The organism is Halomonas heilongjiangensis (assembly GCF_002879645.1).
Lineage (GTDB): Bacteria > Pseudomonadota > Gammaproteobacteria > Pseudomonadales > Halomonadaceae > Halomonas > Halomonas heilongjiangensis.
Genome location: NZ_PNRE01000068.1, coordinates 1 through 13,599 on the forward strand (window position 1 = coordinate 1; position 13,599 = coordinate 13,599).

Here is a 13,599-nt window from a genome sequence, read left to right on the forward strand (position 1 = left end):
GGCCGGGGCAGTCGGATCCATGCTCGGATCGGCCGGTGCCGCCGGGTCTGCCGGTTCGGCCGGCGCCGCGGGGTCGGCCGGTGCCGCCGGATCCTCTTCGTGAAAATCGGCGAAAGCCAGCGGGCTGGCCATCAGGCCGAAGGAAACACCGAGAATACCGAGCTTCTTGAGAAAGTCCTGAGACATCATCTTGCACCTCCATCCACTTCCATTCGCTGGAGAATCAGCTTGTGTCGCCGGCCGCCGCGACGGCTGGCATACGTGAGGTCGGGTGACCCTCATCAGGAGTCTTCCTCCTCCTCGTCACCCAACATCGGTTCATCGCCACTCATGGGGTCCTCTTCTTCCACCGGTTCATCACTCCCCATGGGCTCCTCTTCCATCGGTTCATCGCTCCCCATGGGCTCCTCTTCCATCGGTTCCTGAATCGGTTCCTGGCTGCCCATGGGCTCCTCATTCGCTCCGGCACCATCCTGCATGCCGGGATCCTGAGCCGGCTCCTCCATGGGAGCATCCTGCTCCAGCGGTGGCATGTCGTCGTCGTCGCCACAGCCGGCCAGGGTCAGGGTGCCCAACGACAGCGCCACGATGGAGGCGGCGGCTGCCAGGCGGCGTCCAGTGCCGGGGATACGAGTCTGCTTGTCGTGCGTCATGTGGAAGGTCCCCCCTGTCGTTCCATGTTCACCCTGAAGCAGCACAAGGCATGCCAGTCACGGCCACTTCAAAAAAAAACCTTTAATATCAATAGAATGAAAAGAGCATACGGCCCTCTCCTCGCTTGCCAGGGGGGCTGGTACGCTGGTGCAAACTGACACATGGGTCAGGACTGCCTCATCGCGACGGACGAGCCCCGGTGCGTTTCGCCGATGCCAGGCCAGAAATGCGACGGGGAGGCATCCGCTGGATGCCTCCCCGTCGCATTCGAAGCGCGCCGCAAGATCAGCCGGGCGTGAGCCCCCGTAGCCGCTCGCCGCGACGGCGCAGCAACTCGAGGGTGGTGAGCAGCAGCATCGAGAGCAGCACCAACAGGGTCGCCACGGCCAGGATGGTGGGGCTGATCTGTTCGCGGATGCCCGACCACATCTGGATCGGCATGGTGCGCTGACCGGGCCCGGCGATGAACAGCACCACCACCACCTCATCGAAGGAGGTGATGAAGGCGAACAGCGCTCCCGAGACCACCCCCGGCGTCACCAGCGGCAACACCACCTTGAAGAAGGTGCGCGTGGGGTTGGCGCCCAGGCTGTGGGCGGCCCGGATCAGGGTGGTGTCGAAGCTCGACAGGGTCGCCGTGACGGTGATCACCACGAAGGGAATGCCCAGGGCGGTATGGGCCAGGATCACCCCCAGGTAGGTCTGGGCCAGGTTGACCTTGGAGAAGAAGAAGAACATCGCCGCAGCGGAGATGATCAGTGGCACGATCATCGGCGAGATCAGCAGCGCCATGATGACCCCCCGGGCCGGCATGTGACGGCTGGAGAGCCCCAGCGCGGCGATGGTGCCGAGCACCGTCGCCAGTATCGTCGAGGCGATGCCGATGATGAAGCTGTTCTTGATGGCACCGAGCCAGGCCCGGGAGGTGAAGAAGTCCTCGTACCAGCGCAGCGAGTAGCCCGCCGGGTCGAAGGTCAGCATCTCCTGGCTGAAGGTGAAGTAGGGCTGGGCGTTGAACGACAGCGGGATGATGATCAGCAGCGGTCCCACCAGGAACAGGAAGACCAGTGCGCAGAGGCCCAGGAAGACATAGTGCCAGAGGCGTTCGCCACGGGTGGCATAGGAAGGAATGGCCATTGGATTACCCCAGCTTGACCTTGTCGACGCCGACCAGGCGATTGAAGACCAGATAGAAGACCACCACCACGAACAGCAGGATCGAGGCGATCGCCGCGGCGAGCCCCCAGTTCAACGAGGTCTGCATGTGGTAGGCGATGTTGTTGGTGATGAAGCGCCCGGACTGACCGCCCACCAGCGCCGGGGTGATGTAGTAGCCGATCGACAGGATGAACACCAGGATGCCGCCGGCGGCGATGCCAGGGATGGTCAACGGGAAGTAGACCCGCCGGAAGCTGAGGAAGGGCCTGCCGCCCAGCGAGCGGGCGGCGCGCATGTAGCTCGGCGGAATGGTCTTCATCACCGAGTAGAGCGGCAGGATCATGAACGGCAGCAGGATATGCGTCATGGCGATGATGGTGCCGGTCTTGTTGTGGATCATCTGCCAGCGCGCCTCGTCGGCGATCACCCCGATGGCCACCATCATGTCATTGAGCACCCCCTGGGACTGCAGGATGGCGATCCAGGTGGTGGTGCGCACCAGCAGCGAGGTCCAGAACGGCAGCAGCACCAGGATCATCAGCAGGTTGGAGTGTCGCAGCGGCAGGTTGGCGAGCAGGAAGGCCACCGGGTAGCCGAGCAGCAGGGTCATGCCGGTGATCACGGCACTCATCCAGAAGGTGCGCCAGAACAGGGACACATGGATCTCGAGATGAGGCGGCACCTTGACGAGCTCGCCGTCAGGGGTCAGCTGGCGATCCACCGCCGCCAGATAGTAGGAGGGCGTATAGGGCGAGGCTTCGCGCCGGATCAGCTTCCAGGTGTCGAGCTCCCCCCAGGTGGCGTTGATCTCGATCAGCGCCTCGCGGTAGGGCGGCTCGATGGCGTGCGCCGATCGCGCGGTGCGGGTGATCGTCGAGCGCATGCCGGACTTCTCGTAGTTCAAGCGGCTCGACAGCAGCCCGAGGTTGCGGGCCGCCTGGCCCTCGCGCAGGTCCTCCACCAGGGCGGCAAAAGCCGGCTCGTCGGGTAGCGACTCGCCGTCCCACCCCTCCAGGGCCGCGACGGTACGCGACAGCTGGGTGGAGACCTCGGGGTTGTCGACGCTGCGCCACAGCATGTCGAAGATCGGCATGACGAAGGCGACCACCAGGAACAGCAACAACGGCGACACCAGCAGGAAGGCCTTGACCTTCGAGCGGCGCACGGCGCGGCGCAGGCTGACCTTGAGCGGCACGCCATCGGCGGTGGTCAGGGGAGCAGGGGGTGATTCGGACACGCAGGCCTCTCCATCGGGCGAAGAAAGCGATCGGGATCATCGGCGGGAACGACAGGTGCCGCCACCCGCCGGGCGGGTGGCGGCGCGGCCTCACTGGGCCAGCCAGGCGTCGAAGCGCTGAGTCAGCTCGTCGTTGTAGTCGGCCCAGAATTCGTCATCCTTTGGGATGGCGGTGGCGAAGTTGGGACCGTAGGTCGGCATGTGCTCTTCCATCTCGATGCCGGTCTCGGCATGGGTCGAGACGAACTCCGCCGAGGACTTCCGCGCCGGGCCGTAGGAGATGTACTTCGCCTGGTCGGCGAGGCGCTGGGTATCGGTCGCGAAGTAGAGATAGTCCTTGACCTTGTCGAGCTTGCCGGTGGGTACCACCCAGCCGTCGAGCTCGAACACCTGGGCATCCCAGATGATCTCGAAGGGCTGGTTCTCGCTGACCATGGCATCGAAGATCCGCCCGTTGTAGGCCGAACCGAAGGCCACCTCCTTGTCGGCGAGCAACTGGGGCGGCTGGGCGCCCTCCTCCCACCAGATCACCTCGTCCTTGATGGTATCGAGCTTGGCGAAGGCCCGCTGGATGCCCTCCTCGGACTCGAGCACGTCGTAGACGTCTTCCGGGGCCACGCCGTCCGCCACCAGCGCCCACTCGAGGTTGTTGATCGGCTTGCGCAGCAGGGTCCGCTTGCCCGGGAAGTTCTCCAGGTCGAAGACATCGGCGATGGTGCTGGGCTGGTTGTCCTCGGGGAACATCTCGGTGTTGAAGGCGACGATGTTGGAATAGACGATCGAGGCGACGAAGCACTCGCCCAGGGCACCGTCGACGAAATCCTCGCTGGGCGGGGTGCCGTCGGGGGCGTCGGCCAGCAGCTCGTCATGATCCAGGGGTTCGAGCAGCCCTTCGGCGCAGGCGATCATGGCATCCGACGGCAGCATGTCGACCAGGTCCCAGGTGACGTTGCCGGCCTGGAACTGGGCACGCAGCCCGGCCAGGGCGTTGCCGCTGCGGTCGATGTTGACGATCTCGCCGCCGTTCATCTCCGTCCAGGGCTCGTGATAGGCCTTCTGCTGGCTCATGCTGTAGGCCCCGCCCCAGGAGACGATATTGAGCGTCTCCTGGGCCTGGACTGTGGCCGCCAGGCCGATAGTGGTGACGCCGGCCACGGCAATGGCACTGCCGAGACGGCCCTTGCGACTGATCACTTCCCGCTTCTTCATTGGATTCTCCACTTGTTGTTGTCACGCTTGTGTCGTCGTTCGTCCGGCACTCCTGCCGGCACCGGGTCCGCGACCCGGCATCCTTCCCTGCAACAGCCTGCTCGGGTTCCGTCTGCCCGAACACGCGGGGAGTCAGGCATCCAGGGCGCGGCAGTCCCCCCAGGACCAGCCGACCTCGATGGTCTGCCCCGGCGTCAGCGCCGGATGTCCCTTGGCGTTGGGCGTCTTGATGATGAATTCGTCGTTGCCGCAGACACGCAGCCGTGTGCGCAGGTGATCGCCGAGATAGATGACCTCCATCACCTCGCCGTGGAAGCGATTGTCGTGGTCCGTGTCCTCGCCACCGACGAGGATATCGACCCGCTCCGGGCGCAGCGAGAGCGTGGTGCGCGACCCTGCCCCTCCCGAGGCCACCGCCCTCGCCAGCACCGTCTCGCCGCTGTCGAGGCGCACCCGGCAGCGCTCGCCGCTGTTCTCCACCACCTCGCCGACCAAGCGATTGTTCTCACCGATGAAGTAGGCAACGAAGGCATTCTCCGGCTCCTCGTAGAGGGTCTCGGGGGAAGCCAGTTGCTGCACGACGCCGTCGTTGAACACCGCGATGCGGTCCGACATGGTCAGCGCCTCGGTCTGGTCGTGGGTGACGTAGATCATGGTCACCCCGAGGCTGGCATGGATCCGCTTGATCTCGTACTGCATCTCCTCGCGCAGGTTCTTGTCCAGCGCCCCCAGGGGCTCGTCCATCAGCACCAGGTCGGGCTCGAAGACCAGGGCCCGGGCCAGGGCGACCCGCTGCTGCTGGCCACCGGAGAGCTGGGCCGGGCGGCGGTCACCGAACTCCTCGAGGCGCACCATCGCCAGGGCACGCGCCACCTTGCGCTTGATCTCCTCCCGGGAGAGATGGCGCACTTCCAGCGGGAAGGCGAGGTTCTCGGCCACCGTCATATGAGGAAAGAGGGCGTAGTTCTGGAAGACCATGCCGATGCCCCGCTTGTGGGGCGGCAGGCCGCTGATCGGTTCGTTCTTGAGCAGGATCTCGCCGTGGGTCGGGGTCTCGAACCCCGCCATCATCATCAGGCAGGTGGTCTTTCCCGAGCCCGAGGGGCCCAGCAGGGTGACGAATTCGCCCCGATGAATATCCAGGTTGAACCCCTTGACGACCAGTTCGACACCGTCATAACTCTTCTGGACATTGACGAAACGGGCAAAACACGACGACGCTTCTATTGTCGCTGCCGTTTCCTCCCCGGCTTCTGCAAGGGTCTCGTTCATGCAAACTCCCGGTAAAGTCCCGCTGCGGCAAGGCGAGTGATCCGACCCGGCACCGCCGCATCACAGGACCTGAGTGATTTATTCTTGTAACCTAATTCTTGTAACCTAATGTGTAGCACCGACAATAAGTGCTGCACGGGGAGCATCGCAATCCCCGCTGTGGACAATTAGAGTTGAACACCCGTGTACACACCCCCTGGAAAGTCTGCTACGTCCGCATGGCACCTGGAGACGCGGAGGCAGGTGCCCGCCCCTTGACGACCAGCACCACCCCGGCGATGGCGATGGCCATGCCCGCCAGCGCCGGGAGCGGGAGCCGCTCGTCGAAGAGGATCCAGGCCTCCAGCGCCGTCACCGGGGGTACCAGGTAGAAGAGGCTGGCGACCCGCGAGGCCTCGCCGCGCTTGATCAGCGCCATCAGCAGCAGGATGGCGGCGATCGACAGCACCAGCACCAGCCAGCCCAGGGTCAGGGCGAAGGTCGGGGTCCAGTCGATGCGGCGCTCCTCGAACAGCAGCGCCCCCAGCCCGAGTACCACCCCGGCACCCAGGTATTGCACCACGGTACCCGAGAGCAGCGGCATCCCCACGCAGTGGCGCTTCTGGTAGAGGGTACCCAGCGAGATGCCGACCAGCGCCACCAGCACGCTGGCGAGCGCGCCGATGCCGAAGCCCTGGAAGAGGCCGTCACCCGGAGCCAGCTTGCCGCCGAGTACCAGGGTGATGCCGGCGAGCCCCAGCGCCAGGCCGACCCACTGGCGGGGTGCCAGCCGCTCGTCGAGCAGCGGCCCGGCGAGCACGGCGGTCAGCAGCGGCTGGAGCCCCACCAGCAGCGAGGCCAGTCCCGCCGGCATGCCCTGGTAGATGCCGTAGAAGACCCCGCCCAGATAGGCGCCGTGCACCAGCAGCCCGGAGACGGCGATATGCCCCCACAGCCGTGCTCCCCGGGGCCAGCCGCCTCCCAGCAGCTGGACCAGCGGCACCAGCAGCGCCAGGGTCAACACGAAGCGCACGAACAGGAAGGTGAAGGGTTCGGCGTAGGGCAGGCCGAACTTGGCGCCGATGAAGCCGGTGCTCCAGAGCGCCACGAACAGGATGGGCATGGCGGCCAGCCAGGCCGAGGAGAGCGGGGAGGCGGACGATGAGGTCATTTCGAGGGCGACATCCGGGTCAGGGGTTCCAGGGGCATCGATGGAGACGGCTTCGACCATACTGTGCCACCGCGGTTTAGCAAAGTGCGATGTCCAGAGCGGAAAATTTAATCGACAATGAGTCTACTTATCATTTGCCAGTACTCATCCGGAACGCGCCCATGGCGGTCCTCATGGCGAAGCGGTGACTCATGGCGTCTCTCAAAGGCTACGGATGTTAATCTGCACGTACTTCTTGTTTCATTTAATTACATGAAAATTCTGAACGGGGCCCGCTCGCCGTCGTCTCAGGGAGGCCATTCATACCGCAACACCCTGGAGGTATTCATGAAAAGGATGACTGCACTGTTCTCGGCTGCCCTGCTTTCCGCGGGCATGATGACCGCCACGGCTCATGCCCAGCAGGACCCGGCCCAGGCGCCCGAGCAGCCGCAGGCGGCGGCTCCGGCCCAGGACTTCTCCGACGAGCAGCTGCAGCAGTTCGCCGATGCCTCCCAGGAGATCGCCGTGATTTCCCAGGAGTACACCGAGCGACTGCAGGCTGCCGACGACGAAGCGTCCCAGCAGGAAGTGCGCATGGAAGCCAACGACAGGATGGTCGAGGTGGTCGAGGACAGCGGTCTCGACGTGGATACCTTCAACGCCATCGGCCAGGCCATCCAGCAGGACCCCGAGCTGATGCAACGGGTTCAGGAGATGGCGAATCCCTCCTGAGGGAATCCTGCGCTCACCGCGGCCAGCGGTACCGAGGGCCACCCCGTCACGGGGTGGCCCTCGTCGTATGGGGTGGCTTTACAGCCCGGGGCCTTGCCTCCAGACTGGTCGGGACCGAGACGATTGCCGGAGCCTGACGCATGGACGTTGAACTGCTGGAGATTCGCCAGCACATGGGGCGCTTCCCGCCCTTCGATGCGATTTCCGACGATCTGCTCGACGAGCTGGCGGGTAGCGTGGAGGTGGCCTACTTCAAGGCCGGCAGCGACATCCTGCTCCTCGACCAGGAACTCCACGAGCTCTGCTATATCCGCAGCGGGGCGGTGGAGGTCTACCGCCGCAACGGCGAGCTCTACAATCGTCGTGGTGAAGGCGACATCTTCGGGCAGTTCAGCCTGCTCCGGAACCATCGGGTCCGTTATCCCGTGCGGGCGATGGAAGACACCCTCATCTATTTCATCCCCGAGGCAATCTTCCATCGGCTCTGCGAGGAGGACGAGCTCTTCGCCGACTTCGTCGAGTTGCTGCGTCCCCGTCTCGAGAGCGCGGTGGAGCAGCAGAAGAAGAACAACGACATGATGATCACTCGGGTACGCAAGCTGGTCACGCGCTACCCGGTCATGGTGGAGGCTGCCACCACGGTGCAGGAGGCGGCCCGCCAGGTCACCGATTACGGAGCCTCGGCGATACTGGTGCTCGATGCGCCCGGCGACAACCCGCGCTATACCTTCCGCGACAGCGAGGAGCGCGCCTGGCAGGTGTGCGGCATCCTCACCGACAGCGACTTCCGCAAGCGGGTGGTGGCCGAGGGGCTGCCGCCCGACACGCCGGTGGGCGAGGTGATCGGTGACCGACCGATCGCCATCCAGTCCGACGAATCGGTCTACGAGGCGATGCTCATCATGCTGCGCAACAACATCCACCACCTGCCGGTCATGTACCGCCGCCATCCGGTGGGCATCGTCCACCTCTCCGACATCATCCGCTACGAGACCCACTCCAGCCTCTACCTGGTCAACAACATCTACAGCCAGCCCAGCGCCGCCGGGCTGGCACGGCTCGCCCCGGACGTTAGTGCGACCTTCGTGCGCATGGTCGAGGACGGCGCCGACTCGCGGATGATCGGCAGTGCGCTCTCCACCATCGGGCGCAGCTTCACGCGCAGGTTGCTGGAACTGGCCGAGGAGGAGCTGGGGCCGCCGCCGGTGGCCTACTGCTTCATGGCCATGGGCTCCATGGCGCGCAACGAGCAGAGCGTCGTCACCGACCAGGACAACGCCCTGGTGCTTGCCGACGATTTCGATCCCGAACGCCACGACACCTACTTCCTCGAACTGGCCAAACGAGTCAGCGACGGCCTGGATGCCTGCGGCTATCCCTACTGCAAGGGCGAGATCATGGCCACCAACCCGCAGTGGCGCCAGCCGCTGTCGGTGTGGAAGGGGTACTTCCGCGACTGGATCCGTGACCCCACCCCCGAGCGCCTGTTGCACAGCTCGATCTTCTTCGACCTGGACCCGGTGTATGGCGAGAACGTCTTCGTCGAGCAGCTCCAGGACCTGGTAGCCGAGCTGGCGCCGAAGAGCCCGCTGTTCCTCGCGGCGATGGCGCGCAACGCGCTGAACCGCACACCACCGCTGGGCTTCTTCCGCACCTTCGTGATGGAGAAGGACGGCAAGCACAACAACTCGATCAACCTCAAGCGGCGCGGCACCGCCCCGCTCACCGACCTGATCCGCATCCATGCCCTGGCCTGCGGCTCCCGGGCCCAGAACAGCTTCTCGCGGCTCGACGACATCGACCGCACCCAGCTGCTGGCCCCCGGGGTGAGCGACAAGCTACGCTACGCCCTGGAGTTCCTCAGCATGTCGCGCATTCGTCATCAGGTGATCGACCTGCAGCACGAGCGCGCCCCGGACAACAACATCGAGCCGGGGAACGTCGCCGACGACGAGCGGCACAACCTGAAGGATGCCTTCCAGGTGCTGAGCAATGCCCAGAAGTTCCTCAAGTTCCGCTACCCCATCCCCTCCACTGCCGACCGCCGGAGGCACTAGGGCGATGGTTAACCTGCGTCCGGCTCGCCACCGCGCGTCGGCCGACTGGCCGGCCTACCTGGCCGACCGAGCGGCACGGAGGCGCCATCCGCTGCTCGCCGACTATTTCGCCACCGGTTGCCCGGCCCCCGAGACCCCCATCGCCGAGGTCCCCATGGTCGCCATGGACATGGAGACCACCGGGCTCGATGCCCGGCGGCACGCCATCGTCAGCATCGGCCTGGTGCCCTTCAACCTGTCGCGTATCCGCCTCGCCGAGCGGCGCTACTGGGTGGTGCGCCCGCCGCGCCCGCTGAGCCGCGAGTCGGTGACCTATCACCATATCACCCATTCCGAGGTGGCCGATGCGCCGGACCTGGAGGTGGTGCTTCCCGACCTGTTCGAGGCCCTGGCCGGACGCCTGGTGGTGGTCCACTACCGCCATATCGAGCGCCCCTTCCTCGATGCGGCGGTCCAGGCCCGGCTCGGCGAGGGCGTCCGCTTCCCGGTGATCGACACCATGTCGCTGGAGGCGCGGATCCATCGTCAGTCGCTGTGGGCCCGGTTCCGTCGCTGGATGGGCCGCCCGCCGGTCTCGATCCGCCTGCAGAACAGCCGGGCCCGCTACGGCCTGCCCGCCTACCAGGGGCACCATGCCCTGACCGATGCCCTGGCCACCGCCGAGCTGCTGCAGGCGCAGATCGCCGCGCGCTACGCGCCCGAGACGCCGGTGGGACAGCTCTGGAGTTGATGTCTCGGCGGCCGCCAGGCCGTCGGAGTGCCGCAAGCCGGTGTCGAAACGAAGGAGGGCGGCCCGCAGGCCGCCCTCCTTCGTTGCTGGCTTGAGTCGGGTCAGGCCCTGGGCTCGCTCATCAGGCCCTTGACGATGGCGTAACAGGCCGCCAGCAGCACCAGGGTGAAGGGCAGACCGGTGGTGATCACCGCGGTCTGCAGGGCCGTGAGGCCGCCGCCCAGCAACAGGGCGATGGCGATGGCCCCTTCGATGATAGCCCAGAACACGCGCTGCGGCTTGGGGGCATCCACCTTGCCGCCGGCGGTGATGGAATCGATCACCAGTGACCCGGAGTCCGAGGAGGTGATGAAGAACACCATCACCAGCACGATGGCCACGAAGGAGGTGATGGCGGTCAGCGGCAACTGGCCGAGCATCTCGAACAGCTGCAACTCGAGAGCGGCCTCCCGGACGCCTTCGAAGCCCTGGTTGATGGCCTGGTCGATGGCGGTGCCGCCGAAGGAGGTCATCCACAGCACCGAGACCACGGAGGGCACCAGCAGCACGGCGATCAGGAACTCGCGCACGGTGCGCCCGCGGCTGACCCGGGCGATGAACATGCCGACGAAGGGCGACCAGGCGATCCACCAGGCCCAGTAGAAGGCCGTCCAGCCCTGGGTGAAGTTGGCGTCCTCGCGGCCGAAGGGGTTGGAGAGTGCCGGCAGGTTCACGGCATAGGAGAGCAGGTTCTCGAAGAACCCGGTGATGATCATCAGGGTCGGGCCCACGGCGATCACGAAGGCCAGCAGCAGGAAGGCCATCACCATGTTGAGCTGCGACAGCCGCTTCACGCCCTTGTCGACGCCGAGCACCACCGAGACCAGCGCCACGGCGGTAATGCCCATGATCAGCAGTACCATGGTGGTGTTGGTGGCGGGCACGCCGAACAGGTAGCCGAGCCCTGCCGTGGCCTGGGTGGCACCCAGCCCCAGCGAGGTGGCCAGCCCGAACAGGGTGGCAAATACCGCCAGGATGTCGATGACGTGGCCCGGCCAGCCCCAGACGCGCTCGCCCAGGATCGGGTAGAAGATCGAGCGCATGGTCAGCGGCAGCCCCTTGTTATAGGAGAACAGCGCCAGCGCCAGGGCCACCACGGCATAGATCCCCCAGGGGTGCAGCCCCCAGTGGAAGATGGTGGCGGCCATGCCCAGTGAAATGGCGCCTTCCTCGTCGCCCAGGGCGGCACCCAGCGGCGCCCAGTCGGTGCGTGCACCATTCTCCGCGGCAACGCCGCCGAGGGCGGTGTCGAAGTGCGTGATCGGCTCGGAGACCCCGTAGAACATCAGGCCGATGCCCATGCCGGCGGCGAACAGCATGGAGAACCAGCCCAGGTAGCTGAAGTCCGGCTTGGCATGCATGCCGCCGATCCGAACCTTGGCCAGAGGAGTGAAGATCAGCACGATGGAGAGGACCACGAAGATATTGGCGGCCAGCAGGAAGAACCACGCCAGGTTCCCGGTCAGAAAACTGAACATGGCATTGAAGATGGGCTCGACCTGGTCCTGCAGGGCCAGGGTGATGATCACGAAGAACAGGATCACCAGCGAGGAGAAGGTGAAGACCTTGCCGTGCAGGTCGAGGTTGATCCCCAGGGGGCTGATGGTGATGTTGTCCTGGCCGATCACGTAGTCGGTGTCGATCAGGTTGGCGGGCCCTTCCGGGGCCGGGATGCCTTCCGAAGGCTGGCTCGCTGCTGCGGCGCCTTCGTCACGAGAATGCTTTTCCATGGAGCGTTCTCCCTTCAGTTCGTCAGGTTCTTGTTGTCGGGCGGTGTCGGGGCAGGCGCTCACTGCTTGGCGGGCCTGACCAGGAACACCGACACGTCGGTGTGGGTGGCGACCGTGCCGCCGTGGGATGGCACCAGCACGTCCAGGTGCTGCGGCGGGTGGGTCGGCATGACCACCAGGTCCGCACCCACCGCATCGATGGCCTCGATCAAGAGATCGTCGAGGTCGGCGATAGGATCGGGGTCGGTGATGAGGTGCGTGCTGACGGGCTGGCCGTGCACCTGGGAGCGCTGCTGGGCGAAGGTCTCGAGTTTCTGCTGGTATTCCTCGGGGGTTCTGGCCACGCTGCCCGGTGTCGTGGCCGTGACCCCGACATAACAGACCTCGGCGTCATAGTGACGCGCCAGATCGGCCACCGTCTTCAGGGCGGGCTCGATAACGTCGAGGTGTGCCAGGTCCACCGGCACCATGATCTTGCGGTACATGCTCAGTCTCCTTGCTCCCTGGGGGGGCTTTTGTTGTGGGTGGTTATCGATACGGTCTCCATGCTCTCCAGTGTGGGGCGCCCTAAGGGTAACGCCATTCATTTCGTCAAACGATCGTGGCCGGCCCTTGGACATACCCTGACAATGGTACGCCATGTGCAGGGCAGTGCCGAATTACAATGAATCTCGGCACCCGGGTGCTGCCTGCACCGCCAGGGATGGATTAGCGAGAGAAGACCACCGTGCGGTTGGCATGCAGGAACACCCGACGCTCCACGTGCAGGCCCACCGCCCGGGATAGGGTCAGGCACTCGATGTCGCGCCCCTTGGCCACCAGGTCCTCGGGGTAGTCGGCATGGCTGACCGGTTCCACCCCCTGGGTGATGATCGGGCCCTCGTCGAGATCGTCGTTGATGTAGTGGGCGGTGGCCCCGACCAGCTTGACCCCTTTGTCGTAGGCCTGATGGTAGGGCCGCGCGCCCTTGAAGCCGGGCAGCAGCGAGTGGTGGATGTTGATCGCGCGCCCGCTGAGACGGCGACACATCTCGCTCGAGAGCACCTGCATGTAGCGCGCCAGGATCACCAGCTCGGCGCCGGTCTCCTCGATCACCCGCCAGACCCTGGCCTCCTGCTCGGCCTTGGTCTCCGGGGTGATCGGCAGGTGGTGGTAGGGCAGGTCGTGCCAGGCCGCCAGCGGTTCCAGGTCCGGGTGGTTGGAGACCACGGCCCGGATCTCGATCGGCAGTTGGCCGGTGCGATAGCGATAGAGCAGGTCGTTGAGGCAGTGATCGGCCTTCGAGACCATGATCACCACCGGCATGCGTGCCCCCGGCGCGGTCAGCTCGAAGGTCATGGCGAACTCGGCCGCCCGCGCCGAGAACGCCTCGCGGAAGGTCTCGGCGTCGAAGCCCTCGTCCTCGGGCCGGAACTCGGTACGGATGAAGAAATGACCGCTGAGCCGGTCATCGAAGGATTGCTGCTCGGTGATGTAGCAGCGCTGCCCCTTGAGGAAGCGGGTGACCACGTCCACGGTGCCCAGGCGACTCGGGCACTGGGCGGCCAGGATCCAGGTATCGGCGGGTTGGCTCATTCTCGGCCCCTCCAGTACATCGGGCCGGGGCATGCCCCGGCCCGACCGGGTGTGTGACCCCTCGGGGTCATCGA

At 65.5% G+C, this 13,599-nt stretch carries 12 protein-coding genes and 1 pseudogene; 3 read left to right on the top strand and 10 right to left on the bottom strand.

Annotation, left to right across the window (positions count from 1 at the left end; genetic code table 11):
* From C1H66_RS15365 to C1H66_RS15395, 7 genes and pseudogenes are all read right to left on the bottom strand, one after another.
* Positions 1-189: pseudogene (locus tag C1H66_RS15365) on the bottom strand (hypothetical protein); the annotation flags it as partial.
* A gap of 92 nt (positions 190-281) precedes the next feature.
* Entirely contained in the window at positions 282-653 is a 372-nt protein-coding gene (locus C1H66_RS15370) for a hypothetical protein (RefSeq protein WP_102628762.1), read from the bottom strand.
* Between the two features lie 286 nt (positions 654-939).
* A complete protein-coding gene (locus C1H66_RS15375; RefSeq protein ID WP_102628763.1) occupies positions 940-1,791 on the bottom strand; it encodes an ABC transporter permease in 852 nt (283 codons plus the stop codon).
* A 4-nt stretch (positions 1,792-1,795) separates the two neighbouring features.
* Complete coding sequence (locus C1H66_RS15380; RefSeq protein ID WP_102628764.1) at positions 1,796-3,049, bottom strand: ABC transporter permease; 1,254 nt, start codon at positions 3,047-3,049, stop codon at positions 1,796-1,798.
* Between the two features lie 90 nt (positions 3,050-3,139).
* Complete coding sequence (locus tag C1H66_RS15385; RefSeq protein ID WP_102628765.1) at positions 3,140-4,258, bottom strand: extracellular solute-binding protein; 1,119 nt, start codon at positions 4,256-4,258, stop codon at positions 3,140-3,142.
* Positions 4,259-4,390: 132 nt separating this feature from the next.
* Entirely contained in the window at positions 4,391-5,530 is a 1,140-nt protein-coding gene (locus C1H66_RS15390; RefSeq protein ID WP_102628766.1) for an ABC transporter ATP-binding protein, read from the bottom strand.
* Between the two features lie 208 nt (positions 5,531-5,738).
* Entirely contained in the window at positions 5,739-6,680 is a 942-nt protein-coding gene (locus tag C1H66_RS15395) for a DMT family transporter (protein ID WP_102628767.1), read from the bottom strand.
* 327 nt (positions 6,681-7,007) lie between these two features.
* Here C1H66_RS15395 and C1H66_RS15400 point away from each other — a divergent pair, with 327 nt between their 5' ends.
* From C1H66_RS15400 to C1H66_RS15410, 3 genes are all read left to right on the top strand, one after another.
* Positions 7,008-7,394 carry a DUF4168 domain-containing protein gene (locus C1H66_RS15400; protein WP_102628768.1) on the top strand — a complete coding sequence of 129 codons (387 nt, stop codon included), beginning with the start codon at positions 7,008-7,010 and terminating at the stop codon, positions 7,392-7,394.
* 140 nt (positions 7,395-7,534) lie between these two features.
* The gene (locus tag C1H66_RS15405) at positions 7,535-9,451 is read left to right on the top strand and encodes a DUF294 nucleotidyltransferase-like domain-containing protein (RefSeq protein WP_102628769.1); all 1,917 of its coding nucleotides are present in this window, start codon (positions 7,535-7,537) and stop codon (positions 9,449-9,451) included.
* A 4-nt stretch (positions 9,452-9,455) separates the two neighbouring features.
* Complete coding sequence (locus C1H66_RS15410) at positions 9,456-10,181, top strand: 3'-5' exonuclease (RefSeq protein WP_102628770.1); 726 nt, start codon at positions 9,456-9,458, stop codon at positions 10,179-10,181.
* A gap of 101 nt (positions 10,182-10,282) precedes the next feature.
* On the opposite strand, the gene C1H66_RS15415 is transcribed toward C1H66_RS15410, so the two are convergent.
* From C1H66_RS15415 to purU, 3 genes are all read right to left on the bottom strand, one after another.
* A complete protein-coding gene (locus C1H66_RS15415) occupies positions 10,283-11,950 on the bottom strand; it encodes a BCCT family transporter (protein ID WP_102628771.1) in 1,668 nt (555 codons plus the stop codon).
* Positions 11,951-12,009: 59 nt separating this feature from the next.
* Positions 12,010-12,435, bottom strand: a complete 426-nt coding sequence (locus C1H66_RS15420; protein WP_102628772.1) for a universal stress protein — start codon at positions 12,433-12,435, stop codon at positions 12,010-12,012.
* 223 nt (positions 12,436-12,658) lie between these two features.
* Entirely contained in the window at positions 12,659-13,525 is an 867-nt protein-coding gene (gene purU / locus C1H66_RS15425) for a formyltetrahydrofolate deformylase (protein WP_102628773.1), read from the bottom strand.
* Positions 13,526-13,599 lie beyond the last annotated feature (74 nt).